Consider the following 25070-nt stretch of genomic DNA (forward strand, 5'->3'; position numbering starts at 1 on the left):
TGATGTAAACAGTTTGGTGATTCGCTCGATTAAACAAAATACACAAACAGGTCAGAATTTCACGTTAGAATGAAATCATTTCAAACAAATACAAAGAAAATTTAGAGGTTAATGTATGAATTTCACAAAAAAAACCATACTCGCAGTGGCTTTAACCAGTACTTTGACTTTAAGCGGCTGTGGCTATAACACCTTACAAGTGAAAGATGAAGCCGTGACTGCCTCTTGGTCAGAAGTCCAAAACCAATATCAACGCCGTGCTGACTTAGTGCCAAACTTGGTGAATGTGGTCAAAGGCTATGCCAAGCATGAAGAACAAGTCTTGACTGAAGTCACTCAGGCACGTGCCAATGTCGCAGGCTTAAAAGTGGATAAGTCGGTATTAGAAGACCCTGCGTTATTCCAGAAATATCAGGAAGCACAGGCGCAAATGACCAGTGCCTTATCACGTTTAATTGCGGTGTCTGAAAATTATCCAGACTTAAAAGCCAATGAGCAATTCCGTGATTTACAAGTACAACTAGAAGGCACAGAAAACCGTATTGCCGTGGCGCGTAACCGTTACATCAGCACAGTGCAAGATTTTAACAGCTATGCACGTCAATTCCCGCAAGTGATGACCGCCAAAGTGATTGGTATGGACACCAAACCAAACTTCAGTGCCGAACAAAGCGCACAAACAGCACCGAAAGTTTCGTTTGAATAACGCATAGGAGAATGTCTGGATGCTGCAAATGCACAGCAAGACCCACATGAGTCTAGCGCAGATGCTGCTGCTCATGGCAGTTATGTGTTTCAGCTGCTTTGCATATAGTGAAGTTGCCACTGCAACTGATGAAACCGCCGAAGCTGTGGTGCTGGGTAAAATTGTGCAGCAACAGCATCCTCAAAATGCCAACCCTATCCCAGATCTTGCAAACTCACGCCAGTCTACATCCAGCACTCAGCAAGCACCTGTAGAAACACCTGTTCAGCAACCGCAAATTGCCAATGATATGGCAGAGGGTGAATCTATCCGTGCTTTGCCGACATTGAATCAGCCCGTAGTAGATCAAGCCAATTTGCTCACTGCTGCAGAAAAACAGCAAATCAGCCAGCGGATTTTAAATTTACATCAACACGCCAAAGCGCAAATTGGGGTGGTGATTGTACCGACCACAGGGCAGGAAGATATTTTTGATTTTGCTATGCGGGTCGCAGAACAATGGCAGTTGGGTTCTGCCAAGCAAGATAATGGTGTGTTAATGGCAATTGCAGTCAATGACCGCCGTATTCAAATTTTAACGGGGTATGGTTTAGAGGGTGTGCTACCCGATATTGTGATCAGTCGGATTATTAACCAACGCATTACGCCATATTTTAAGCAAGCGCAATATGCACAAGGCATTGACGCAGGCTTGGCAGAAATTGAACGAATTTTAAACCTAGACCCCGAAGTTGCTGCACAGGCGGCGCAAGAACTGAAACAGCGTCAGGAACAAGCTTTGCAAGAACAACAGGCACGTGAAAAAACCTTGAGCACTGCTTTATTTATTTTAATTGCAGGGGTAATTGGCTCACTGATTGTTGGAAAACGCTTAAGTGCTTCAACCGCTGCCGTGGCAGGTACAGTGGCAGGTTTGGTCAATGGTGCAGGCTTAATCACCAGTTTAATGATTGGCGCGGGAATTTTCTTTTTACTCATCACTGCCATTGCACAGACTATTTTCCAAATTTTCTTGTCCTCTGCAGGGCGTGGAGGCGGACGTGGTGGTGGTTTTGGCGGCGGCGGTTTTGGTGGCGGTGGCTATAGCGGCGGCGGTGGTGGCTTTGGTGGGGGAGGAGCATCAGGATCATGGTAACCAAAACAGATACAACAGAAATTATTACTCAACCGAAAATTGACATTGAAGCGCGTCCGAGTGTAAAGCGTTGGCTGAAGCATTTCTTTTATTTACCTGCCACCAAACGTTTTTTTAATGCGCAGGATCAACATGCCATTGCAGAAGCAGTGACTGCCGCCGAGCATGGGCATGTGGGTGAAATTCAGGTGGTGATTGAAGGCTGTTTACCCTCGCGTTTGGCGTATGCGGTAGATACGCATACCCGCGCGCGCCAATTATTTGCAGAATTGGGTGTTTGGGATACTGAACTGAACAGCGGGATTTTGCTGTACCTGAATTTGTGTGAGCGTAAAGTGGAAATTGTCATAGACCGTGGCATTAAAAGCGCGACCATGCAACAGGTGTGGGATGAAGTCTGTGCGCATATAGTGCAGGGTTTGGCACAGCAACAATATCGGCAAGCTGTAATCACAGGTGTGCAAGAAATTGGTGAAATTTTGGATGTATTTTATGACCGCCAGTTGCTCGATCAGCAAAATGAATTGAGCAATGCGCCGATTATTTTGGGATGAGGGTTGTTGGTGTTTTTCTCTTTTTTTAATCCTTTTCTTGAGCACAAATTTAAGCACGGCTTTAAGTTTGTGCGCAAGAAAGAGAATGCAACGAGGGTTCCTCTCTTTTCTAAAGAGAGGCTAGGAGAGATTTTTTAAACATGGGTGGTTTTCACTACATTTGACTTACTTTTTCAAAAAGGGAAACCACATCAGCACAAAAGATAATCACCGCACACAAGCTAAATTTGCTGAAATTTAGATCAAAAATACAAATAGATGTGTGATAGGTTTATTTTAAAATTATAAAACGTGACTCATAGCTCTAAAATTGACAAAATTTGTTAAATTTACAATTTCCACCTGACAATATTTGTCACTTTTTAACAAAAATACACAGTCGAATTAAAAGTTCTAAATTTTTTATGTGTAAGATGCTGTTTTTTTATGAGAATTATCTATAATAAAAGTTGGCACGTTTAGTGCTAAGATTAAAATAGCTTACAAAGCTTATAAAAAATTAACAAAACATTTGTGGAGAATGTTATGAAAACTGCTCAAAAGGGTTTCACCCTAATCGAATTAATGATCGTTGTAGCGATTATTGGTATTTTGGCTGCGGTAGCGCTACCTGCTTATCAAGACTATACAGTTCGTGCAAAAGTTTCTGAAGCTATTTTAGCTGGTTCATCTTGTCGAACAGCAGTAACAGAAGCTGTGGATTCTGGAGTGCTACCTGCTGCTGGTGGGTGGGGCTGTGAGCAAAATATTAATAATACTGGTGTAATTAATGCAAGTGGTGATCCAGCAACAAAATATGTTCAAGGTGTTACTGTCTCTAGTGCAAATGCTACAGTTGGTCAAATTTCAGTATTACTAACTAATAGTTCAGAGTTAAAGGGTGCAGCTACAAAAACAATTCTTATGACACCTATTGCTGCTGATGGTGAGCCTTTAAGTACTAAGACAGTTTCAAAAGCAGGTGGAAATGTTAATATTCAGGCATCACAAGCAACCATTAAATCTTGGGAATGTGGTTTTGCTGCAGCAGATGCTCCAGCTTTGTCTAAATACTTACCAGCTTCTTGTCGTAATCAACAATAATTTCTTTATATGGAAAAGCTGATTTAGGTCAGCTTTTCCATAATTACAATGATATTTATAATTTTTATTAGTTTAATTTGTTTGGGAGCACCTTATTTTGTAGGTATATCTCCTTACCCGTGGACATCTTCTTTACAAGATTTACTAAGTTTTTTAGGACTTATATTATTTGTTATTTTGTATTATAAAAAGCAGTTTAAGATTCCAAAATTAGCTATTCCAATTTTTTTTATCTGTTTAATTCCATTTATACAATTTTTATTCAATCAGATTTATTACTTTTCTACTGCTTTTTTTAGTTTCTGTTTTTTATTTGGTTTTCTGGTTTCTCTTCTTTATGGTTATAACAGTCATCACTTGGCTGATAAAAATAAAATTATTCAATATATTGCATATTTTTTTACGCTTATTGGTTTGATCAGTAGTCTATTCGCCATTGCGCAATGGCTCCAAATCTATCATCCCTACATTTTAAATTTAGCTCATAATCGACCTTATGCAAACTTAGGACAGCCGAACCATTTAGCAACACTTTTAATGATGAGTATTTGTAGTGTTGTATTTTTATATGATCGTTATGGATATAAATGGTTTTTATGTGTGCCTTTGCTTATTTTAGAGATTCATGCACTTAGCCTGACACAGTCGAGAACGACATGGGTTGTTATCATTCTCTTAATCATTGTGTATGTATTCAAAAAAGTAAATTTTGAAAGAAGATCAACAGTAAATCTCATTTATTTAGCTCTTGTATTGTATGTACTTCTTTTTACCTTTAATACTGAAATTGCTGAATACTTAAAATTAGTTGCACCGATTCCTTTAGAAGATCGCATCAATGGTGGTTTTGCTCGTATAGAAATGTGGAAGCATATGTACTATGCAATTATGCAACATCCTTGGTTTGGTTATGGATGGTATCAAACTACTATCGCTCAACTAGAGGGTGTACTGATATTTAAAAATGAAGGTAATGCAACAAGTGCACACAATATTATTATTGATTTAATACTATGGGTAGGCATTCCATTCGGTATTCTTTTGATTTTTTATAGTTTGTACTTAATCAAGGTGATTATTTGTAATATTAAAACATTAGCTGAACTTTATATTTTTATGATGCTACTATGTATATTGGTGCATGCTCAGCTTGAATATCCATTATATTATAGTTATTTTTTATTCCCTTTAGGTTTTTTTATTGGAATATTATTGATAGATTGTAAGAGTAAGAGCGTCTCAATAAATGAAAAATTAAAGCAAGTTACATTTTTATTTTCAATTATATTTTATGCCTTGATATTTCAACAATATGATCAATGGTTGACGAACTTTGGCTATGTATCTGGTATGGAAAATACAGGTGAATCACAACATAAAAAATCAATTGTTTTTTCTCAATTTGCAGACCGAGCTGAGTTTATTATTGCAAAAATTGATAAGCGGTATGCAGAAGATGAATTAAAGGTATTTGAGTATTACGTGGTTAGCCAACCGAGCTACTATAATTTATTTAAAATGGCACAAATATTCTACTTTAATGAGAATTTTGAGAAGGCAAATCATTATTTTGAGGTGTCAAATGCCTTGTATAATAAAAATGCTTTATTTGAAGATTTATCTAAAATTCCTACAAAAAATAGCAATGATATTGCATCACTATTTTTAAAAAATCAAGATGATCTATCAGCCCCAAATGTGAAGTAATTGGTTATGACAAAGCGTATACATTTTTTTATCAAGCATCTAACGTTGTCCTTTATCGTTGCTCTGGTGTTGCTTGGACTCATTTTTTATTGTTGGTATCCTACACCACTTGCAAAAACTGTTGGTGTAACTCATATCATTTTAATGTTATTTGCTATTGATATTATTATTGGTCCATTACTTGGGTTGCTTGTCTATAAAGAACATAAAAAAACCTTAAAATTTGATTTGTCGGTCATTATTTTGATTCAAATCTCGGCTTTGATGTATGGTGTTTATAGTTTGGAGCAAGGTCGTCCTGCATGGCTAGTCTATAATGTGGATCGTTTTGAATTAGTACGAAAGAATGACATTATTTTAGTAAATATTGATCAAGCCCAGCCTCGATTTCAACAGGTGTCATCGGTTGGTCCAAAATTTGCTGCAGTAAAATTGGCAGTTAGTGCACAACAACGTCAAGATGATATGTTTACTGAAGTATTAGGTGGAATCTCTCTTGCTCAGCAGCCTGAGCGTTATATAGAACTCACGCAAGCCAAAACCCAAATCCAACAACGCGCATTACCACTGAAGGAATTAGAACAGTACAACTCAAAAGCAGACGTTGAAAAAGCTTTAGCAAAATATCCAAAGGCTGACGCGTGGCTACCTTTAAAAGCTAATGTGGTAGATATGGTGGTTTTAGTCAATAAAGAATCTGCATCTATCATCAAAATAGTAGACCTAAGACCGTGGAAATAATTTCTTAAGTTAAAAATGGGGAATTTAAGTATTCCCCATGCGATCATCCCATTTTAAGACTGGCAGAATTCCAATCAAACTTGCCACACAAAGCACTATCATCTTGCCTAAAAAAATATAAGATAGAGCCAGTTTTTTGGTCTATTTTTCTTATGAAATCTGCATTGCTATTTTTGGCTGCCATCCTCATCTCCCTTGCATGGCTTTTGCCCATTCACTACCGCCCATGGGTCACCTATACAGGTGAACTCTACGCATTTTTTGCCCTGTTTGCCCTTGCAGCCTGCCTTTTAAAAGAAAAATTACAGATACCTGAAATCAGCCTGCCATTACTAGCACTGTGTAGTGTTCCACTTATTCAGTGGGGCTTTGGCTTGGTCTACTTCTTTGACAAAGCTCTGCTCAGCAGCGTGTACATCTTCAGTTTTTGGTTAGCAATCATTTTTGGCTATAACCTCACTCAAAACAGCATCGAACGTGAACGCATCTTTACAGGCCTTAGTTATGTGCTGCTTGGCGTGGGAAGTATTACCGCACTCATGGCCATTTGCCAGTGGCTCACACTCGATCAATACCTGCCAATGATGGTGGATATAAAAATTGGACAGCGCCCTTATGCCAACTTCGCCCAACCCAATAACATGGCGACCTTTTTGGTGATGTCACTCATGGCATGCCTATATTTATACGAAAAACAAAAACTTAAAACCGTGTGGATTGTGATTGCTGCTGCCATGATTTTGGTCGGTGTGGTACTGAGTCAATCGCGGACTTCATGGTTGGCGTCGCTGTGTCTCTTGACCTATTTGAGCTATCAACAATACCGTGGCGTGATGCGGATTAAATGTCGCTATAGCTTGCTGTGGTTTGCCGCATTTATCGGGCTGATTTTTATCGCACCTGCTTTTAGTCAAATGCTCTCACAAAGTGCAGACCTTTCGGTGCAATCTCGTGACGTGGTACAGCGCGCCACAGGTGATATGTCACGCTTGGCAATTTGGCAGCAAATGCTCGCTGCGATTGAGCATCAACCGTGGTGGGGCTACGGTTGGCATCAAACCAGTGTGGCGTATGTCACGATTAGCGAATTTGTCCAAGGCCCTGTGTGGATTCGCAGCGCACACAATTTTATTTTGGACTTTTTACTCTGGAATGGGGTGTTACTAGGCGTACCATTTTTGGCGTATCTTGGTTATTGGGGCTACCAGTTGCATAAATATACCCAATCGGTGGAATCGGTTGTGGGGATTTTAATGGTCGGTGCATTTAGCGTACATGCCATGCTGGAGTTTCCGCAAAATTATGCCTACTTCCTGCTGCCTGCAGGTTTTATCATCGGTATGATTCAGTCACAGCGCGTTGTGAAAGGTCTTACTTTATCTCCACTATATTTGCGCAGCACTTTTGTGGTGGGTGCATTGTTACTAGTGCTGATTTATCGTGATTATGAAGTGATGGTGCCAAAACTAAATCAGTCGGTGCGCTATGAACACACACCTGAAAAAATCACCCATCAAGATCGTATTTTGGTACTCGAAGAATTTAACCGCCGCATTGCGTGGATTCGATTAAATCCGTATAGCCTACAAACGCCTGAACAATTGCAGGACATTCATGAAATTGTGTTGAATTATCCAACCCGCTACGATTTATTGAAATATGCACGCGTATTAGCATTTAACGGTTATGAAGCAGAAGCCAAAAAGCAATTATGGTTGTTAAGCACTTTGTGGCAGGTCAATGTAGATTATGCGACTTTATTGGATGAGGCAAAGCCGCGCTGATTTGTGTAGCGCAAGGAGGGGGATTTGAAAATAGTGAGCCAAATATGGTGAAAATTTTCAATGTTGAAAATCTCTCCCAACTTCTCTTTAAAAAGAGAGGGGGTATTCATTATAAAATTGATTTCATGTGCGAAAATTTAAAGAAATGCTGAACTTTTGTTCAGATAAAGGGAGTTGTGTTAGAATTGTATGATCTATTCAAACAATAAGGCATGCTGATGGCGAGAACTACAAGTGTAACAATTGGCCCACAACTCGATAACTTTGTGAGCAAACTGATTGAATCTGGACGTTATGGTTCAACCAGTGAAGTGATGCGATCTGCACTAAGATTATTGGAGCAGCAAGAAAATCAAACTGCAGCTTTAAAGCAAGCGATTGAAGCAGGTGAGAACAGTGGAGAAAGTACACTTAGCCTAAAAGATATTGCGGCTCAAGTGAAGCAGAAGCATCGTGTATAAGCTATCAAATTTAGCTGTCGACGACTTCACTGCTATTTATGAATACACCTTACTTAATTTTTGGTGTAGCTCAAGCTGACCAATACACGCAACATTTGGAAAATACCTTTCATTTGTTAGTGAGTTCACCGCTGATTGGTTATGCATGTGTAGATATTGGCGAGGGAATACGCCGTCACGATCATCATCAACATGCTATTTTTTATAAAAAACAGGATTATGGAATTTTTATTATTCGGATATTGCATCAACAGATGCAACCCATGAAACATTTTTTTGCGTTATAAATACTTTTTTATAAATCCAAGAATTTAAAATGCGCATAAGTAAAATATATTGATATTGAGAGCTTCTTCATTAGAGATAGGCAAGATACTGAATTTTAGGTAAAGTGCTTCTCTAAAAACAAAAGACTGGAAAACCAGTCTTTTGAGTTATCTAAACCAGATGAATCTTAGAGTTGGCTTTGAATATAGTTTTCAATACCCACAGTTTCAACCAAATCAAGCTGTGTCGTTGCCCAATCTAAATATTCTTCTTCTTTCTCTAAAATTTCCTGAACCAAATCACGGGTTACATAGTCCAATTGTTGCTCTGCTAAAACCACCGCTTTTTGAATCGCTTCAATATTTTCTTGGACTTTACGCGCATCGCAGTTCAAAACTTCAACTGTATGCTGACCGATATACAATTTGCCCAAGTGTTGTAAGTTTGGTAGCCCTTCTAAAAATAAAATACGTTCAATAATTTTGTCAGCATGTTTCATTTGACGAATCGACTCTTTATATTCAGCCGAGCCGAGTTGTTCAATGCCCCAATCATTAAACATACGTGAATGTAAAAAATATTGGTTAATTGCAGTCAGGTGATGATACAAAACTTGGTTGAGTTGATTAATCACATCACGATTGCCTTTCATTGCAGCACTCCATCAACAATTTCTGCCTTAAACCGCTTAAGGCAATCTATATTTCTATCTTAAACAAGACTGGGCAAAATGGCGAGTGATTTATAGAACGGCAAATGAAAATCGCAATCAAAAACAATTAGCTAGGTGGTGTGAAGAAATGTAAGACAAGAAAAACCCGCTGTAGTCGAAAGCGGGAGAGGAAACACTGAGTATAAATTATAATACTGAAATGCGGGAGAGCAATAAAACGGCAGCTTTAGGCAGCAACGGCAAGACGAGACGCAATTTGTGCAATTTCATCGCTAATGATGGCGCGAGTTTCAGGCGCACAGCGACCGCAACAGGTGCCCAAGTCAAACATATCGCGAATTTCACGATAGCTGTCTGCACCATTAGCAACGGCTTCTTTGATGTCTTGATCTGTAATACCACGGCATAAGCAAACGTACATGAATGCAACCACAATAATGAAATAAGATAAGTGTTATTATTGATAATTATTATCGTTTGTCAATAAAAATCATTTGAAAAGCCATTTATTGTAATTGGGTTTTTGAATTAAAAAATGCCACTTAATAGGTGGCATCGTTTATTTTTTTTAAGTATTTGAATGATAATGACTTATGAATTGATAATCACCACGCCATCCATTTCAACTAAAGCACCTTTAGGTAAGCTGGCAACACCTAAGGCTGCACGCGCAGGGTAAGGTTGTGCAAAATATTCACCCATAATCTGATTGACCAATTGGAAGTGTGATAAATCCGTCAGGAAAATATTGAGCTTGGCAATATCGGCCAAAGAGCCTCCCGCCGCTTCGCAAACGGCTTTTAAGTTATCAAATACGCGGCGAATTTGCGCATCAATGCCTTCTACCAATTCCATGCTGTATGGGTCTAAACCAATTTGACCTGATAAATAAACAGTATTGCCCACTAAAATGGCTTGAGAGTAAGTACCAATTGCTGCAGGTGCATTTTCAGTATGGATGACTTGGCGAGACATTGATTTCTCCTAAAATAATGTACGAACATCATAGACCATCCGACTAGCTTTCAGTAGCCTGATGAGTCAGTTAAGCAAAAGCGCTTGAATGTGCGGCAATATCACCATGCAGCGCATTGAATTAACAAGCTTTGGCTTCTTCTGCGATGCTGATGGGACGCGCTAAGCGGCTAATTCGTGGAAAACCGAAGTGCATACGCAAATCACGAATAATTTTGGCAATTTGCTTACGGTTATTCACCACAATATTCACGTGGGTTTTACCATCATGGCTGCGCACCATTTCTACTCCCGTTTTGGCCTTACGACATTGATAGATCAAATCGGAAATTTGTTCGTCATTCATATCCATATCAATGCTGAGGTAAGCCGTAAAACTCACGTCATCGACATCTTCTGAAGTCCATTGTAGTGGCATGATGTTTTCAGGATGTTGATGCTGCTCATGCAGTAAGTTGTTGCAGCGCGCACGATGCACAATCAAACCACGACGTGACAAGTTGCCCTGAATCGGGTCGCCCAGCACAGGATTGCAACAGTGTGCATATTTCACGTCAATGCCTTCTGTGCCCTGAATTAGACGGTCAGAATGTTCGCTGCTATCCTGATCGAGAGCGTAAATGTGGTTCGCCACCAACTGCGGCAATAAATCACCGACTGCAATTTGCTCAAATAAACGGTCTTTGGAGTCGATATGACGCCATTGCAACACATTTAACCAATCTGCTTCGGTTAGGTCTTGAATCGAGTGATTAAACAATTTTAGCGCACGGTTCAGGGCTTGCTGCCCCACCAAACGCTGTTCTTCAATATCTTGATCGCGCAGAATGTTTTGTAAGGCACGACGGGCTTTTTGGGTATTAATAAAACTCAGCCAGTCTGGGTTTGGTGTGGCTAAAACATCGGTGATGATTTCGACCACTTGCCCGCTAATTAGTGGCGTCGAAAGTGGTTTGCTTTCGCCATTAATTTTTGTGCCGACTGCGTGGTTACCTAAGAACAAACTGGCTGCATAGGCAAAATCTACTGCCGTTGCACCTTGTGGTAATTCATGTAAATGCCCATGTGGGGTATAGACATGAATTTTCTCTTGATGCAGATAATCCAGCAAATCGCTAAATGTGGTTTTGGCACACTCTCCATCAATCAACACGTTCAAACTTTTCATAGAGGCTTGAATGGCAGAACGACAGGCTTGAGGCGCATTTTCACCCAAGACCACGCCAAAACGTGCAGCTTTACGCATCAATTCAGTTTGAATGGTGAGTGATAAGGTGGTTTGTTCACCTTTTAGACGCATCATGAGTGATTGGTTACCGCCTGGCAGAGGGCGACGAATATGATCTTCATAATGCAAGACCTGAAAGCTGTCACGTAAAATATCAGCCAAACGGTCACAGTCGGCAATGCTTTGTAAAATAATTTCGAAGGCGTGGCTGTGGGTCAGTTCTTGTAGATCAATATCGTTTTTAACAAAGTGGCGCAATAATTCAATGTTGTTATTTTTCTTTTTAATACGACCTGCAATTTGATTGTCTTGCAGCAGGTCGGCAAGGTTTTGTTCCCATTTAGATTGGTATTCGCAGCGTTTTGGCTTGGTGTGCAACAGGGCGGCTTGCACATCGTTATACATATCTAAATCAAGGTTTTGATAACACAGATGTTCGAGGTTATCTGCCATTTCATTCATACCCACGATACGTGCCATAGGTACAAACACATCAAAGGTTTCTTGGGCAATACGGGCACGTTTATCTGGTCGCAGCGCATCTAGTGTGGTCATGTTGTGATAGCGGTCTGCCAGTTTCACAATAATGACACGTGGATCCTGTAAGGTCGCTTGCAGAATTTTACGGAACGATGCGGCTTTGTTGTATTCCTTGTCGCTGGAATGGCTAAGTTTGGTCACACCATCGACCAGTTCGGCAACGGTGCGTCCAAATTTTTCTGTGATGTCATCTTTGCTGTAGTCAGTATCTTCAATGACGTCATGCAATAGGGCAGCAATGAGCGTGTCGGCATCCAAACGCATGTGCGCCAAAATACAACTGACCGCAATCGGGTGTAACACATACGGTTCACCACTTTTACGGGTAACGCCATCATGCGCATGCTCGGCATAATCGCAAGCCGTAAGCACCTGTTCGACTTCACTTACACTCAGGTAAGGTTCGATCATGGCTTGAAGCTGTTGTTTGGCTTGGCTAACCTCTACGCCTGGCATATAACACCCTTTAAAATACAAGTGATAACGAATTTACAGTTAGACCTTATAATGAAAAGCATATTGCATGACTTGTCAATTTTTTTCGTACCAAAACATAAGGTCATTAGACCATTTAAAATTAGGTCTTAATCCTTATGTTATAACGGTTTTTAGCGCAAGATTAAAGTTCAGACAACAAAAAAGCCTAGTAAAAAACTAGGCTTTTTCAGAAAGTCGTTCTTATTGGAAAGAAAAACCATCTAAATTCAAATTATTTGCAGAAAGTGCAAGGTCAAGACTCGAAGTTTGATAATCTTGATCACGTTGTTTCAAAATGTCTTTAGAAACGTGACCTTCTGCAATTTCACGTAAAGCAACAACGGTAGGTTTGTCGTTGTCCCACTCAACGGTAGGTTCTATGCCTTGACGTGCCAATTGACGCGCGCGCTTGCTTGCCACTAGTACAAGCTCAAAGCGGTTGTCTACATGGTCTAAACAATCTTCAACGGTAACGCGTGCCATAAGAATTCTCGTTCGAATAATAAATTTAAACAGACTGTGCAGTATAAGGTGCTTTGCCTATAGACTCAAGTTTTAATCACGCGCTTGGCGGGCTAATTAACTTTTGAATCAAGGCTTGATGACGATGTGCCTGCTGCGCCATCACCAAACGATTAGCCGTAATCACCGATTCTAAATCGTGCAGAGCCTTATTAAAGTCATCATTAATAATCACATAGTCAAAATTGACATATTGCTGCATATCTTCAACTGCGCAGCCTAGACGATGCTCAATCACATCGACAGCATCGGTGCCACGGTTAGATAAACGCTCGCGTAAATCAAACTGACTTGGTGGAAGAATAAAAATTTGCTTCGATTCAGGAAAAAGATTGCGTACTTGCTGAGCGCCTTGCCAGTCAATTTCAAGTAACACATCGTGACCTTTGGCTAACTGCTCTTTAACCGTGGCTTGCGCGGTACCATAATAGTTGCCAAACACTTCTGCATATTCAATAAAACCGCCTTGCTCTACCAAGTCGATAAAATCTTGTTTTTGCGTGAAGTGATAATGCACACCATCGAGTTCGCCGGGACGCTGACCGCGTGTTGTGTGAGAAACTGAAACGTGTAAATTATTCACACGCTCAAGCAGGGCTTTAACGAGGGATGTTTTGCCTGTTCCTGAAGCGGCAGAAACGACAAACAATAGACCCGACATGATATTTTTCCTGATTATGATAAAATATCTTCTCTATTTTAGAGTAGACGCCCCTTAAACAAAATAGCCAAGATGGCTTTTGTTGGCATAAATTTTAAAACATCCCACCTATTTAACTTCAACATAGAGGGTTCTATGGAAATTGTATTGGCGAATCCACGTGGTTTTTGTGCAGGTGTAGACCGAGCAATTGCGATTGTAAATCGTGCCCTTGAGTGTTTTAACCCACCTATTTATGTGCGTCACGAAGTGGTTCACAATAAATTTGTGGTAGATGACTTGCGTCAGCGCGGTGCGATTTTTGTCGATGAGCTAGATGAAGTGCCCGATGACAATATCGTGATTTTTAGTGCACATGGCGTATCTAAAGCGGTGCAGCAAGAAGCGGAGCGTCGTGGCTTAAAAGTGTTTGATGCGACTTGTCCATTGGTTACCAAAGTACATATTGAAGTCACTAAGTATGCCCGTGAAGGCACAGAGGCGATTTTAATTGGTCACGAAGGACACCCCGAAGTTGAAGGGACGATGGGTCAGTACGACAAGAAAAATGGCGGTGAAATATATTTGGTAGAAGATGAAGATGATGTGGCTGCACTTACGGTTCAGCATCCAGATAAAGTGGCTTTTGTGACACAAACCACCTTGTCGATTGATGATACTGCCAAAGTGATTGATGCCTTGCGGGAAAAATATCCGAATATTCAAGGGCCACGTAAAGACGATATTTGTTATGCCACTCAAAACCGTCAGGATGCAGTGCGTGACTTAGCCAATCAATGTGATGTGGTGTTGGTGGTTGGTTCGCCAAACTCATCTAACTCTAACCGTTTACGCGAACTTGCAGAGCGTATGGGGAAACAAGCCTACTTGGTGGATAATGCCGATGAATTAAACCAAGCATGGTTTAAAGCAAATACAAAAATTGGTGTAACTGCGGGCGCATCTGCACCTGAAATTTTAATTAAACAGGTGATTCAACGCTTACAGGATTGGGGTGCAACTGCCCCTGAAGAGCTTGCAGGCCGTGAAGAAAATATTACCTTTAGTTTGCCAAAAGAGTTACGTATTCCTGTAATACAGGCTTAAACTGCGAAGTACATAACACTCTAAAAAATTGATGAAAAATAGGCAGATAACTGTTGCATGACGGTTATCTGCTTTTTTATGCCTTTTATCCTGAAGTGTGAGGGTTTTGTAAAGTTGTTGGTTATTATTTTTAATAGGGCAAAGTCTGTGTCTTGGGGGGAGTATGCGAAAAAAAGAAAACGGGTTCACCTTAATTGAGTTGATGGTGACGATTGCAGTACTAGGGATTATTGCAACGATCGCTGCGCCTTCTTTTGGTAATATGATAAAAAACCAAAAATTTAAGTCAAATACAAATGCCTTGATCGATAAGATCAAGCAAGCACGTACTTATGCGGTATTGAATCATCAAGGGGTTACTTTAAAGTTAAACGTTGCTGGGACAGATAATCCACCTGTTTTTAACTGGATTAGTGAAGGCTCAGCGCGGCTAAAAAATGCGTCTGACACGGAAGTCGAATTTGATAAACAAGGTTTTTTGCGCTCTACCTTTGATGTAATTGAAGTTTGTAAGAATACGGGTAACAGTGAATCAATAAAAATTACGCTAACAGCATTGGGACAAATACATAAGGTTGAAAAGGGAGCTTGTACATGATTTCAAAAGATCATCAAAAAGGTGTTGGTCTGATTGAGGTATTGGTTGCCTTAGTTGTGCTGGCAATAGGTGTACTTGGATATGTAATGCTACAAATGAGGGCATTAGAGGCGACAGCAGAAAGTGCTCAGCGTGTACAGGCAATTAATATTGCCCGTGATCTGGCTGAACGTATCCGTGTCAATAGAGAGGGGTGGACATTTGGCACAACCCCTACATCCTATCTTACAGAAATGTCAAATGCTTCTAAACAAATAAATAATGAAGATTCCAAGGATTGTAGTATTGAATTTTGTAGTGGTGCTGAGCTAGCAGACTATGACGTAGATGAAATTGTTACTTTTGCTCAAAATTTAGGTATGAGTATGAATTTGATGCAATGTCCAAAACAATCTGCGTCTAGTACAACTAATGGGCGTTATTGTGTATATGTTGCTTGGGGAAATACATCTGCAACAAATGATGCAGGAACAACAGATTGTACAAATGGAGCTTCATACAATACTAAATCGACCTGTGTGATTATGGAGCTTTACCAATGAAACAAACTGGTTTTACGCTCATTGAACTCATGATTGCGATGGCATTGGGTTTAATTATTGCTGCTAGCGCAACTTTATTGTTTTTATCTGGACAGAGAAATCTCGTTTTACAAAATGGTGCGAATAGTTTACAGGATGACCAAAGTTTTGGCCTTTCTTATCTGACATCTCACATTCGCTTGGCTAATTTGAATAATAATTTGGCTACGGTAAAGCCTGATGTCGCTAAGTCAGGCATTATTTTTAATAAAAATAATCTGCCAAGTGGGGTCACTAGTCGTGCAGACTTTAATGATAAGTACAGCTCCTTAACTACGGAAGATGAAAGCAACTTTACCAGTACGGGTGCAGTGAAAAATGATCAATTAGTTATTCAATATCGTCCTGCTGAGGTTGGTGGATTTGATTGTGCTGGTGGGGAAATTGATTCACGGAATGAATTTATTGTGGAGCGATATTTTGTAAGAGCAGACAATAGCCCTGCTAATCATGAGACTACAGCACAGGAAAAGAAAGTTTTGGCTTGTGCTGCAGGAAGGTATAGCATCCCTGAAGAGGGTGCTACAGCAACTCTAGATTCCACACTTTATAACAATGGCGAAATTATTTTAAAAAGAGTTGAGTTATTTAAGGTGAGATTTTTAGTTCAGGAGGGGGGGGCGAAAAAATATATGACTTTGGAAGATTATGTAGATCCCACCTCAGATCAACCACGTATTTTATCTGTGCAATTGGCTGTGATTTCTAGAGCGCTAGAATCGAGTACAGAAAACACAGTACCTGTAACACCAAGATTCAATTTATGGAGTGACTTTGAGGTAACACTAAAAACGGGACAATCTCGACGTTATCTCAGAACACCGTTGGTGCAAACAGTTGCTTTACGTAATGCGCTAGGAGATCGATAGTGTATAAAAATCAGCGTGGCGTTACTTTAATAGTAGTTCTACTTTTATTGGTTGCTATAACAATTATAGGTGCTTTGGCGATCCGTGCAAGTACGACACAGCTTCGTATTGCAACAGCTGGTCAAGCACAACAATTGATGATTCAAAACTCAGATGCTGCATTGTTCCAAGTGGAAAACCCGATAGAGATTAATAAGAATATGGCCATGAATGGTCTGTTTGGATATATCTCAAGGGAGCATGACTCAGGTAAAGAACTTGTATTTTGCTATAAAGCCGGAGATACCCGCTTCTTTACCTTTAGTAAGGCTAGCCTAATCAGTTGGAATGGTAATAACGTCAAAAATGAGGGATTAAGTGAGCTAGGTTTTTGTCGTATGCAGTCTGATTATTTTGGTACTCAAAGAAAAACAGTAATGACACAGATCGCAATTAAGGCTGCTGATATGACTGAAGCAGAAGCATTTGCTCATTTGCAAACAGGTACAGATCCAGATAGTGCAAAAGTAGATCCTGCGCAGCTCTATACAGTAGTGGCAACGACCATATTTCCTGATTTGGGTAAGAGTGTACCGAATGTCAGTATCAATAATTGCTTTAAAAATCAGTTTAATGCGATACCTGAATCACGTGCCGCCGCACTTGATGCTGAACTTACACCCAAATCAACTGATGCAGAGAAGGAACAAATTCGTTTAGCAAAGTTGACGGTTTCTCAATGCCTGACTGACTTGGGTGTTCCAACACATACTCAAGTGGCACGTTATGCCTTGATGCAAAACTTTAGTAAGATATAAGGATGGGGAAATGAAAAAAATTAAAAAAAATGCAGTTTTTACGCTTTCTGCCCTCAGTGCAGCAATGGTGTGTCAAACCGTAACAAGCTATGCAAGCGATATTGAAATTTATAAAGCTCCGACAACTGGTGGTGCAACGCTCATGTTTGTACTGGATCTGTCTGGTTCAATGTCTCAATCTGAGGACAAATCAGTACAAAGAGATTTTTTTGGAGGTACAAGTACTTCATGTACTAGTGAGTCGAAAGTTGTACGGACTAGATTTAATAATAAGAATTTTGATTATAACGGCACATTTTGTTATATCTCTCAAACAACTTACAATGGTTTAAGCTCCACTCTAAAAACTAAGCTTGATCGAGAAGTTGAAGCTAAAACATGTATGAAAGAGGTAAAAACCTTTCGAAAATGGGAAGGAGTTTTGATTTTTGGAAAATGGGTTTATTATAAAGAAATGACTTATAGTTGTCCTGATAGAGTTACGATGGTGGTAAGAAGCTTATTTGACTTAATTAGTGGTAACTCATCAGTTGATGAAGGGAAGATTGCAACAACCAATGATCCACTACCTGATATTTCATCAGTGGGCCTAACTACATTTCGTTCTGGAATACCAAGTGTTAAAAAAAGTCCTTTGTTATTAACGCCAGAAAATAAAGAAAGCTTGTTGACAGAAATTAAGAGTTGGAGTGCAATAGGGGGAACACCAATTTCATATGCATATGCACAAGCTACAGCTGGGTTACTTGATCATGTAAGTAAAGTGGAAGCAGCGTGTGCAGGTTATGGTGTTTATTATCTAACTGACGGTAGTCCAGACGGGGATAGCTTGAGTTCAGCAAAAACGACATTTAACAGTAAAGTTGATGCTAAATACAAATTGTCTGATGCTGAGTGTACAGGCGACAGTTCAAATGCATGGTCTTGTGTACAAACAATGGCGCAAAAATTACAAGAAAAGAAGAATAATAGTGAAGTAGAAATTAAAACAGCAGTTGTGGGTTTTGGTTCAGCTTTTAGTTTTATAGACAAAACAACAAACGAAAAGGTAATTTACGATCCTGATGAAACATATTCAGACACTACATTAGCTTCTTATTTTTCAGGGAACACTCTTGCAGCTGCCAAAGCGGCTGTAACAGGTCATGGAGGATGGTACAGTGCTTCTAATACTTCAGATATTGTAAATAGTGTAGAAATTTTTGTTAACTCAATTAAAGTCCCTATTCCTGCAATTACAACGGGTACAGCAGCAATTCCTCAGGATACTTTAAATACGATTGCAATTCAGCCTTATGCATATTTTCCACAGTTTGAGCCAAAACCTTCAGAAAAATATAGGGCTTGGGTAGGTAATATAAAAAAATTTAAAGTAGTTAATGCTACATTGGAAGGACAAAATAATAAAAAAGTATTTAAGACGAGTAATGCCGAATTAGATAAAGAGACACTTGATTTTTGGATTCAGTCTGCAGGTTCTGATGCTTTAAAAGCGTATGGTGGTATGTTAAGCAAGTTAAAACTTCGTGCTAATACTACACCTGCTTTGCAGCGTAAAGTGTATACAAACTCTAATAGCACGATATCGACTGTAAATGCCCAGTATTTAGAAAATAATATAAAGACTGGGAACAATAAATATCTGTTAGGTATTTTAGGTTATGATGTGACTGAATCTGATCTCACCACTTTATTGAATTCATTAACTGGTACAACAAAGTTTTCATTAACGAATACAAATTTAACATCTAAAGAGGAATTGCGTAGTATTGGCGCTATTATGCACTCAACACCGTTACTACTGACACAAACAGGTAAAATCACATACGATGCAACAAAAAAAGAAAATACGACAGTAGATCGTGATGACTATATTTTATTTGGTACGACTCAAGGTACCTTACATGTTGTAAAAGCAGGTCGTGAAAGTGATACCTATGAATCGGAGGCCACTGTTGGAACTTATGTTGGTGGTGAGGAGGTATTTACTTTTGTGCCACAAGAAACCTTGTCAAATCAACCCCAAGCTTTATTAGCACAAAAAAATACAGAAACCGAAGCAGGTATGAACGAATTATACTATGGTATTGACGCACCATGGACTTCCCATACTGAATATGTATACGATGTTGATAATGATAAATTTAAAGTTTATATATCTGATACTAAAAAAGGCAAACAGTGGGTCTATGGTGGTATGCGCATGGGCGGTAGAAGCTATTATGCTTTAGATCTTACTAATATTGATAAACCAAGTATTAAGTTCCGAATTGATCCAGCTGCATCAACCGTGTATTCGGTTAGCAATACCTATACAAATACAGACTTAGCAAAAATGGGACAAAGCTGGTCGAAACCTTTGATTGCGAATGTACAATGGAAAGGCAAGCGTCGTCTTGTGATGTTTGTGGGAGGTGGTTATGATCCTGGCTATGAATCATTTAAATATGTCCAAGATGCTGAGTCGAATACTCAAAATACAGCAACAGGTACTGGTAAAGGGATCGGAGCTGGTGTATTCATGTTTGATGCAAATACTGGAGAGCCGCTCTGGTCAACTTATGACTCTTCTGGTGGTGACAAGGATAAGTTGAAATATAGTATTGTAAGTCAAATTAAAGGGATTGATCGTGAGGGTGATGGAGATATTGACCATTTATACTTTGGTGATTTAGGAGGGCAAGTATTCCGTATTGATCTTGATAATCAGCATGGTGTATCTACAACAACAGCGAATTTTTCTAAAAAAATAACGCGACTGCTAAATTTGAATAAAGCCAACGGGTATAGTCCACGTTTCTATGAAACGCCTGGATTTAGTATATATAAAAATACAGCAGGTACAGGTAAGTTTGCGGTTGTTTCGATTGGTTCAGGAAACAGAAGTAATCCACTATTAGGAAAAGTTCTAAGTACAAATGATGCAGGTGTTAAAACCTATCTTTTGACAGGTGAAACAGCGACAACAAATGCTAATTTAGAAAAAGATGCGATCTATAATATTTATGATTTAGCAGTCATGGATGCAGATCCAAGTACATCGACATTGGGGCCAAACAGTGCCATTAAGTCAAACTTGTTTGAGGTGACGAATAAGGAGCGTGTAGCCGGCACATCAGGTGCAACCGCAACAACAGCTTATAATGAAAGTACAACATATAAAGGTTGGTATTATCCATTTACATCTTCGGTTGCAACTATTACTAGTAAAGCTGTTGAAAAAGTTCAGGGCGATCTGATTCTTTTAGATAGTGACTTGTATGTCAGTACTTTTGATGCAGAAGGTGTTGGTCTTGAGGAAAGTTGTGGAGCTGGTATCTATGGTTCAAGTCGTGCCCATCGTTTCTGTATGCCATACGGACAGTGTCCAGCAGGTGATACTGTAGAGAATAATACAATGTCATTAGGTAAGGGTATTTTGGGTGTTACTATAGGTGGTGGTACCGATGGTAAAAATACATCACGTAGTATCGTGGCTCCAGTTAATAGCCGTTCACCATCTACAAATAAAATTCTAAATACTGTTTATGGCAGTGGACCAAAATTGGTTCCACAAAGCTGGTATGAACGAAATTAATGAGATGTAATATGCAAAAAATCAAGCATGGTTTTACGCTCATTGAATTGATGATTGTAGTGATGGTGATTGCCATCATCGCTGCAATCGCTTTTCCAAGTTATCAAAGTTTTGTACGCCGTTCTGATGAAGCAGTAGCTCAACAGCGGATACAGCAGATTGCGACTGAACTGGAGAAATATAAGGCACGTCAGTTCAATTATTTGAATTATTCTGTAGAAAGTGGAATGGATTATTATCCGACTTCTACCAATGCTAAATATACGTTTAGTGTTAAAGATAGTGATGCACCAACAAAAGCACTGACAGATACAACTGCTACAGGTAGAAATTGGGTAATTCTTGCAACCCCAAGTGCTAGTTATCCAAAATTGCAGCAATTTGTCATGACGAGTACGGGGTTAAAGTGTAAAAAAGAACAAGGTAGTACGATTGATCCTGGCTGTAGTGGAGAAGCTGCATGGACAGACTAAGAAATGGTTTTACACTCATTGAATTAATGATCGTTGTTGCAATCATCGGTATTTTGGCTGCAATTGCTATGCCATCTTATCAGAATTATAAAGTGAAGGTGAATAGAGTAGATACTCAAGCAGAACTCATGGAAGTTATTAGTAAGATTAACCGCTATAAAATTGCGAATTTTCATTATAAAAAGACTGCCACTACTACAATTGATCTTAGTGATTTAGGGGTGTCAGGGACATCAGAAAATGGTTTATATAACTTGAGTTTGGAATTTCCAATAGAAAAAAAAGATGGAAAAGATATTCCGAATTATACTCGTTGGGTATTAATTGCTGATCCTGTAAGTACAAAATCACAGCGCGGCAATGGTGCAATGTGTATTGACTATCAAGGCTATCGCTATTGGTCCACAGCAGCGACTACAGGAAATTGTATTGGGTCTTTAAGTAATGATTCTAGATGGGACGGTCGCTAAATTCAAAATTGTGGATAAACACTTTTTGATCTTTCATTCAGGGCAAAGTTCAAGTAAAATACTGCCCTCTATGAAAGGGGTTTGAGCTGTATCGATGGTCGGTACAAGGATAATCCGTAAAAACTATAAGGTTCTATCATGGTTGTTATTCGTCTTGCACGCGGTGGTGCTAAAAAACGTCCGTTCTATCAAATCATTGTGACTGATAGCCGTAATGCACGTGACGGTCGTTTCATCGAACGTATCGGTTTCTTCAACCCTACAGCTCAAGGTAAAGCAGAAAAACTTCGTTTAGATGCTGACCGTTTTGCTCACTGGGTTTCTCAAGGTGCTCAACCTTCTGATCGTGTTGCTTCTCTAGCTGCTCAAGCTAAGAAAGCTGCAGTTGCTGCATAATTTTTATATAAATTAGGTAGTAGCTTGCCCATGACACCAACACAGAATGTGCCCGAAGATCGTATTCAGATTGGACAGCTACGTTCAGCTTATGGATTAAATGGGTGGCTCTGGGTCTATTCCAACACAGAACCTATGAGCAACATATTTGACTACCTGCCTTGGTACATTGAAACCAAAGCAGGTTGGCAAATGGTTGATGTAAAACGTTGGAAACCACATGGCAAAGGCTTGGTAGTCAGCTTAAAAGGTGTGAGTGATCGCACCGCAGCAGACAACTTGGTTGGCGCAAATATCTGGATTTCAAAAGCGCAACTGCCTCAACCGGGCGTGGACGAGTATTATTGGTCTGATTTAAAAGGTCTAACAGTGTTAGGTCTGGACGATGACGAACAAGAAGTGAACCTCGGTCAAATCCATGAACTGTTTGAAACAGGTGCCAATGACGTGATGGTGGTTCGCGCAACTGCCGATAGCGTCGATGGCGAAGAGCGTATGATTCCATGGCATAAAGATGTGGTACAACGCGTTGATCTCGAAGCGGGTCGCATCTACGTGAATTGGGGCGTAGATTATTAATCCTTTCAGGATTCGCAGAGCAGGAAAATAGAGGAGTCTGCGGTGTTTTTTGCAGTCATTACGCTTTTTCCTGAAATGTTTGAAGCGATTACAGCTTACGGTATTAGCGGACGTGCAGCAAAACGTGACTTGATGCAAATTCATTGTATTAATCCACGTGATTATGCACAGGGCAACTACAAACGGGTGGATGAACGTCCATTTGGTGGTGGTCCAGGTATGGTGATGATGGCAGAGCCTTTGGCGCAAGCAATCCAGCATGCCAAAAATCTTGCACAGCAAGCGGGTGCAGTTCATGTGCCAGTGGTGTATATGTCACCACAAGGCAAAACCCTAAATGAGACTGCAGTACAGCAATTCGTTGAATATGATGGATTAATTGTATTGTGTGGTCGTTATGAGGGTGTCGATGAGCGTTTAATTCAGCATTATGTCGATCAGGAATGGTCGATTGGCGATTACGTTTTATCGGGCGGTGAACTACCAGCGATGGTGTTGTTAGACAGTATTATCCGGAGACTTCCAGGTGCTATGTCTGATGAGCAATCTCATGTGCAAGACTCATTTGTGGATGGTCTTTTAGATTGCCCACAATATACCAAGCCAGACCATTTTGAAGGTTTGGATGTCCCTGAAGTACTAAAGTCGGGACACCATGCCAATATTGAAAAATGGCGGTTTTTGCAGCGTTATCAACGGACTTTAGAGCGTCGACCTGAGTTGATTGAAAAAGTTGAGTTGAGCAAGCAGCAAAAAAAATGGCTAAAAGATGAGCGAGGGTGAGTAAAGCATTGCTTTACCCGAGCGCAAGGCGAGAAGCTATGCTTCGAGCAAACTAAACTGCTTAATGTAAATTAAGTACTTAAATAGGCTCTTTATGCATTGAAGCGGTCAGGCATAAAGGGAAAGTCAATCGGGTCTATGCGCTTTAGCCTCTATACCCAGTGGAAATCAGACCTCTTCTGACCCACACATATTGGAGATACCCCATGAGTGGTAAGCATCCTTTAGTACAAGCTGTTGAGAATGCACAGCTTAAGCAAGACATCCCAGCTTTTGCACCAGGCGATACAGTTATCGTTCAAGTAAAAGTAAAAGAAGGTGATCGTGAACGTCTTCAAGCATTTGAAGGTGTTGTAATTGCGAAGAAAAACCGTGGTTTGAACTCTGCGTTCACAGTACGTAAAATTTCTAGCGGTGTTGGTGTTGAGCGTGTTTTCCAAACTCACTCTCCAATCGTTGCGAAAATCGAAGTGAAACGTCGTGGTGACGTTCGTCGTGCTAAACTTTACTACCTACGCGAATTGTCTGGTAAAGCTGCACGTATTCGTGAGAAATTACCAGCACGTAAACAAGGTTAATTTTAACTTTGCTTTACAGCTAAAAAATGCGCCGTCTAGGCGCATTTTTTATGTCTGCTATTTGAGTTTATAAACCTTGTAGTTTTAAGCGATTGGCATGTTGACGATACACATCAACAGGATCTGGTGCAAAAATATCTTTCATGCCCAAGAGTTGATTGACTTCGTCCAAGTGGTTCCAATAGTAGTTATCACGAATGGTTTTACCAAATTTGGCGCTGCAGCGTGATACCAAACCATCATTATCACGACCATTATCAATCAACAAACTGGTCGCCAACATGGCTGAGTCTGGATCAAGTAAATTAGTGACAGCCGTATTGCCCGTAAATGAATAGAACTGGATGCCTTTTTCTTGATAAGCGCCCTCACCACAACTTGTCGTTGGCATACCCATTGGGAATTTGCTGTTAAATTGTGCAGAACCAGCCAAAGTTAAGCTTTTTGCACTCGCCAACGAATCATGTTGTCAACGGCATTCTAAAATTGACCCCTTTCACCTTACAAATGGCAAAGTAAAATTGACCCCTTTGATCTCGTATTAAATTTCAACCTGGGGCTGAATCCCAATTCTTTTTTTATCCTTCAAACGATAACTCTCACCCGATATTTGTACCACATGACAGTGATGCAATAACCGATCTAACATCGCAGCGGTCAACGTGACATCATCTGCAAAGGATTTGGACCACTGGCTAAAGGGTAAGTTACTCGTCAATATCGTACTGCCTTTTTCATAACGCTTGGCAATCACGTTAAAGAACAGATT

The 25070-nt window shown here is 39.9% G+C and carries 27 protein-coding genes and 2 pseudogenes; 21 read left to right on the forward strand and 8 right to left on the reverse strand.

Going from position 1 to position 25070, the window contains the following annotated elements:
* The first annotated feature begins 115 nt into the window (after window positions 1–115).
* From HHA43_RS07070 to HHA43_RS07110, 9 genes are all read left to right on the forward strand, one after another.
* A complete protein-coding gene (locus HHA43_RS07070; protein ID WP_168542216.1) occupies window positions 116–706 on the forward strand; it encodes a LemA family protein in 591 nt (196 codons plus the stop codon).
* Window positions 707–725: 19 nt separating this feature from the next.
* Window positions 726–1841, forward strand: coding sequence for a TPM domain-containing protein (locus HHA43_RS07075; protein WP_168542218.1), 1116 nt, complete (start codon window positions 726–728; stop codon window positions 1839–1841).
* The gene (locus HHA43_RS07080; protein ID WP_168542220.1) at window positions 1835–2395 is read left to right on the forward strand and encodes a TPM domain-containing protein; all 561 of its coding nucleotides are present in this window, start codon (window positions 1835–1837) and stop codon (window positions 2393–2395) included. Before HHA43_RS07075 ends, HHA43_RS07080 begins: the two co-directional genes overlap by 7 nt.
* Window positions 2396–2920: 525 nt before the next feature.
* Window positions 2921–3478, forward strand: coding sequence for a pilin (locus HHA43_RS07085; protein ID WP_168542222.1), 558 nt, complete (start codon window positions 2921–2923; stop codon window positions 3476–3478).
* Between the two features lie 81 nt (window positions 3479–3559).
* Window positions 3560–5185 (forward strand): O-antigen ligase family protein, encoded by a 1626-nt coding sequence (locus HHA43_RS07090; protein WP_228284164.1) that lies wholly within the window; start codon window positions 3560–3562, stop codon window positions 5183–5185.
* Between the two features lie 6 nt (window positions 5186–5191).
* Complete coding sequence (tfpZ, locus tag HHA43_RS07095; protein WP_168542254.1) at window positions 5192–5926, forward strand: TfpX/TfpZ family type IV pilin accessory protein; 735 nt, start codon at window positions 5192–5194, stop codon at window positions 5924–5926.
* Window positions 5927–6078: 152 nt separating this feature from the next.
* Window positions 6079–7710 carry a PglL family O-oligosaccharyltransferase gene (locus tag HHA43_RS07100; RefSeq protein WP_168542226.1) on the forward strand — a complete coding sequence of 544 codons (1632 nt, stop codon included), beginning with the start codon at window positions 6079–6081 and terminating at the stop codon, window positions 7708–7710.
* Window positions 7711–7928: 218 nt separating this feature from the next.
* Window positions 7929–8171: a type II toxin-antitoxin system ParD family antitoxin gene (locus HHA43_RS07105; RefSeq protein WP_004974509.1), complete on the forward strand. Its 243-nt coding sequence runs from the start codon at window positions 7929–7931 to the stop codon at window positions 8169–8171.
* Between the two features lie 38 nt (window positions 8172–8209).
* A complete protein-coding gene (locus HHA43_RS07110; RefSeq protein WP_228284165.1) occupies window positions 8210–8458 on the forward strand; it encodes a type II toxin-antitoxin system RelE/ParE family toxin in 249 nt (82 codons plus the stop codon).
* 167 nt (window positions 8459–8625) lie between these two features.
* On the opposite strand, the gene bfr is transcribed toward HHA43_RS07110, so the two are convergent.
* The 6 genes from bfr to gmk all read right to left on the reverse strand — a co-directional run bounded on the left by bfr (window position 8626) and on the right by gmk (window position 13514).
* A complete protein-coding gene (bfr, locus tag HHA43_RS07115) occupies window positions 8626–9090 on the reverse strand; it encodes a heteropolymeric bacterioferritin subunit Bfr (RefSeq protein ID WP_168542228.1) in 465 nt (154 codons plus the stop codon).
* Between the two features lie 247 nt (window positions 9091–9337).
* Complete coding sequence (locus tag HHA43_RS07120; RefSeq protein ID WP_004974511.1) at window positions 9338–9532, reverse strand: bacterioferritin-associated ferredoxin; 195 nt, start codon at window positions 9530–9532, stop codon at window positions 9338–9340.
* A gap of 170 nt (window positions 9533–9702) precedes the next feature.
* Window positions 9703–10086, reverse strand: coding sequence for a RidA family protein (locus HHA43_RS07125; RefSeq protein WP_168542230.1), 384 nt, complete (start codon window positions 10084–10086; stop codon window positions 9703–9705).
* Between the two features lie 121 nt (window positions 10087–10207).
* Complete coding sequence (locus HHA43_RS07130; protein WP_168542232.1) at window positions 10208–12310, reverse strand: RelA/SpoT family protein; 2103 nt, start codon at window positions 12308–12310, stop codon at window positions 10208–10210.
* A 222-nt stretch (window positions 12311–12532) separates the two neighbouring features.
* Window positions 12533–12814, reverse strand: coding sequence for a DNA-directed RNA polymerase subunit omega (gene rpoZ, locus HHA43_RS07135; protein ID WP_004809957.1), 282 nt, complete (start codon window positions 12812–12814; stop codon window positions 12533–12535).
* 76 nt (window positions 12815–12890) lie between these two features.
* Entirely contained in the window at window positions 12891–13514 is a 624-nt protein-coding gene (gene gmk / locus HHA43_RS07140; RefSeq protein WP_004974513.1) for a guanylate kinase, read from the reverse strand.
* Between the two features lie 135 nt (window positions 13515–13649).
* Here gmk and ispH point away from each other — a divergent pair, with 135 nt between their 5' ends.
* The 12 genes from ispH (at window position 13650) to rplS (ending at window position 24301) form a co-directional block, all read left to right on the forward strand.
* Entirely contained in the window at window positions 13650–14600 is a 951-nt protein-coding gene (gene ispH / locus HHA43_RS07145; RefSeq protein ID WP_168542234.1) for a 4-hydroxy-3-methylbut-2-enyl diphosphate reductase, read from the forward strand.
* A 163-nt stretch (window positions 14601–14763) separates the two neighbouring features.
* Window positions 14764–15198 (forward strand): pilus assembly FimT family protein, encoded by a 435-nt coding sequence (locus HHA43_RS07150; RefSeq protein ID WP_168542236.1) that lies wholly within the window; start codon window positions 14764–14766, stop codon window positions 15196–15198.
* Window positions 15195–15740: a type IV pilus modification protein PilV gene (gene pilV / locus HHA43_RS07155; RefSeq protein ID WP_168542238.1), complete on the forward strand. Its 546-nt coding sequence runs from the start codon at window positions 15195–15197 to the stop codon at window positions 15738–15740. Before HHA43_RS07150 ends, pilV begins: the two co-directional genes overlap by 4 nt.
* On the forward strand, window positions 15737–16648 hold the full coding sequence (locus HHA43_RS07160; protein ID WP_168542256.1) for a prepilin-type N-terminal cleavage/methylation domain-containing protein: 912 nt from the start codon (window positions 15737–15739) through the stop codon (window positions 16646–16648). Before pilV ends, HHA43_RS07160 begins: the two co-directional genes overlap by 4 nt.
* Window positions 16648–17445, forward strand: a complete 798-nt coding sequence (locus tag HHA43_RS07165) for a PilX N-terminal domain-containing pilus assembly protein (RefSeq protein WP_168542240.1) — start codon at window positions 16648–16650, stop codon at window positions 17443–17445. The genes HHA43_RS07160 and HHA43_RS07165 overlap by 1 nt, the downstream gene beginning before the upstream one ends.
* A 10-nt stretch (window positions 17446–17455) precedes the next feature.
* Complete coding sequence (locus HHA43_RS07170) at window positions 17456–21022, forward strand: pilus assembly protein (RefSeq protein ID WP_168542242.1); 3567 nt, start codon at window positions 17456–17458, stop codon at window positions 21020–21022.
* 11 nt (window positions 21023–21033) lie between these two features.
* A complete protein-coding gene (locus tag HHA43_RS07175; protein WP_216076199.1) occupies window positions 21034–21495 on the forward strand; it encodes a type IV pilin protein in 462 nt (153 codons plus the stop codon).
* Window positions 21483–21965: a type IV pilin protein gene (locus HHA43_RS07180; protein ID WP_168542246.1), complete on the forward strand. Its 483-nt coding sequence runs from the start codon at window positions 21483–21485 to the stop codon at window positions 21963–21965. The genes HHA43_RS07175 and HHA43_RS07180 overlap by 13 nt, the downstream gene beginning before the upstream one ends.
* 138 nt (window positions 21966–22103) lie before the next feature.
* On the forward strand, window positions 22104–22361 hold the full coding sequence (rpsP, locus tag HHA43_RS07185) for a 30S ribosomal protein S16 (protein WP_004281198.1): 258 nt from the start codon (window positions 22104–22106) through the stop codon (window positions 22359–22361).
* Between the two features lie 30 nt (window positions 22362–22391).
* On the forward strand, window positions 22392–22940 hold the full coding sequence (rimM, locus tag HHA43_RS07190; RefSeq protein ID WP_004974527.1) for a ribosome maturation factor RimM: 549 nt from the start codon (window positions 22392–22394) through the stop codon (window positions 22938–22940).
* A 42-nt stretch (window positions 22941–22982) separates the two neighbouring features.
* Window positions 22983–23723, forward strand: coding sequence for a tRNA (guanosine(37)-N1)-methyltransferase TrmD (trmD, locus tag HHA43_RS07195; protein WP_168542248.1), 741 nt, complete (start codon window positions 22983–22985; stop codon window positions 23721–23723).
* Between the two features lie 206 nt (window positions 23724–23929).
* Window positions 23930–24301: a 50S ribosomal protein L19 gene (rplS, locus tag HHA43_RS07200; protein WP_004974529.1), complete on the forward strand. Its 372-nt coding sequence runs from the start codon at window positions 23930–23932 to the stop codon at window positions 24299–24301.
* 67 nt (window positions 24302–24368) lie between these two features.
* On the opposite strand, the pseudogene HHA43_RS07205 reads toward rplS, so the two are convergent.
* A pseudogene (locus HHA43_RS07205) lies at window positions 24369–24767 on the reverse strand (triacylglycerol lipase); the annotation flags it as partial.
* A gap of 75 nt (window positions 24768–24842) precedes the next feature.
* Window positions 24843–25070 (reverse strand): annotated as a pseudogene (gene istB / locus HHA43_RS07210) (IS21-like element ISAba8 family helper ATPase IstB); the annotation flags it as partial.

This window comes from Acinetobacter sp. A2 (assembly GCF_012371325.1).
In the GTDB taxonomy this organism is placed as follows: Bacteria; Pseudomonadota; Gammaproteobacteria; order Pseudomonadales; family Moraxellaceae; genus Acinetobacter.

Excerpts from the sequence above, each read along its gene's own strand:
- HHA43_RS07110 (WP_228284165.1), top strand. The coding sequence starts at position 8,210 with ATGAATACACCTTACTTAATTTTTGGTGTAGCTCAAGCTGACCAATAC.
- rplS (WP_004974529.1), top strand. The coding sequence starts at position 23,930 with ATGAGTGGTAAGCATCCTTTAGTACAAGCTGTTGAGAATGCACAGCTT.
- rimM (WP_004974527.1), top strand. The coding sequence starts at position 22,392 with ATGACACCAACACAGAATGTGCCCGAAGATCGTATTCAGATTGGACAG.
- HHA43_RS07150 (WP_168542236.1), top strand. The coding sequence starts at position 14,764 with ATGCGAAAAAAAGAAAACGGGTTCACCTTAATTGAGTTGATGGTGACG.
- HHA43_RS07070 (WP_168542216.1), top strand. The coding sequence starts at position 116 with ATGAATTTCACAAAAAAAACCATACTCGCAGTGGCTTTAACCAGTACT.
- rpsP (WP_004281198.1), top strand. The coding sequence starts at position 22,104 with ATGGTTGTTATTCGTCTTGCACGCGGTGGTGCTAAAAAACGTCCGTTC.
- HHA43_RS07105 (WP_004974509.1), top strand. The coding sequence starts at position 7,929 with ATGGCGAGAACTACAAGTGTAACAATTGGCCCACAACTCGATAACTTT.
- pilV (WP_168542238.1), top strand. The coding sequence starts at position 15,195 with ATGATTTCAAAAGATCATCAAAAAGGTGTTGGTCTGATTGAGGTATTG.
- HHA43_RS07175 (WP_216076199.1), top strand. The coding sequence starts at position 21,034 with ATGCAAAAAATCAAGCATGGTTTTACGCTCATTGAATTGATGATTGTA.
- bfr (WP_168542228.1), bottom strand. The coding sequence starts at position 9,090 with ATGAAAGGCAATCGTGATGTGATTAATCAACTCAACCAAGTTTTGTAT.
- ispH (WP_168542234.1), top strand. The coding sequence starts at position 13,650 with ATGGAAATTGTATTGGCGAATCCACGTGGTTTTTGTGCAGGTGTAGAC.
- HHA43_RS07120 (WP_004974511.1), bottom strand. The coding sequence starts at position 9,532 with ATGTACGTTTGCTTATGCCGTGGTATTACAGATCAAGACATCAAAGAA.
- HHA43_RS07170 (WP_168542242.1), top strand. The coding sequence starts at position 17,456 with ATGAAAAAAATTAAAAAAAATGCAGTTTTTACGCTTTCTGCCCTCAGT.
- HHA43_RS07080 (WP_168542220.1), top strand. The coding sequence starts at position 1,835 with ATGGTAACCAAAACAGATACAACAGAAATTATTACTCAACCGAAAATT.
- HHA43_RS07180 (WP_168542246.1), top strand. The coding sequence starts at position 21,483 with ATGGACAGACTAAGAAATGGTTTTACACTCATTGAATTAATGATCGTT.
- HHA43_RS07160 (WP_168542256.1), top strand. The coding sequence starts at position 15,737 with ATGAAACAAACTGGTTTTACGCTCATTGAACTCATGATTGCGATGGCA.
- HHA43_RS07085 (WP_168542222.1), top strand. The coding sequence starts at position 2,921 with ATGAAAACTGCTCAAAAGGGTTTCACCCTAATCGAATTAATGATCGTT.
- gmk (WP_004974513.1), bottom strand. The coding sequence starts at position 13,514 with ATGTCGGGTCTATTGTTTGTCGTTTCTGCCGCTTCAGGAACAGGCAAA.
- HHA43_RS07125 (WP_168542230.1), bottom strand. The coding sequence starts at position 10,086 with ATGTCTCGCCAAGTCATCCATACTGAAAATGCACCTGCAGCAATTGGT.
- HHA43_RS07075 (WP_168542218.1), top strand. The coding sequence starts at position 726 with ATGCTGCAAATGCACAGCAAGACCCACATGAGTCTAGCGCAGATGCTG.
- HHA43_RS07100 (WP_168542226.1), top strand. The coding sequence starts at position 6,079 with ATGAAATCTGCATTGCTATTTTTGGCTGCCATCCTCATCTCCCTTGCA.
- rpoZ (WP_004809957.1), bottom strand. The coding sequence starts at position 12,814 with ATGGCACGCGTTACCGTTGAAGATTGTTTAGACCATGTAGACAACCGC.
- HHA43_RS07130 (WP_168542232.1), bottom strand. The coding sequence starts at position 12,310 with ATGCCAGGCGTAGAGGTTAGCCAAGCCAAACAACAGCTTCAAGCCATG.
- tfpZ (WP_168542254.1), top strand. The coding sequence starts at position 5,192 with ATGACAAAGCGTATACATTTTTTTATCAAGCATCTAACGTTGTCCTTT.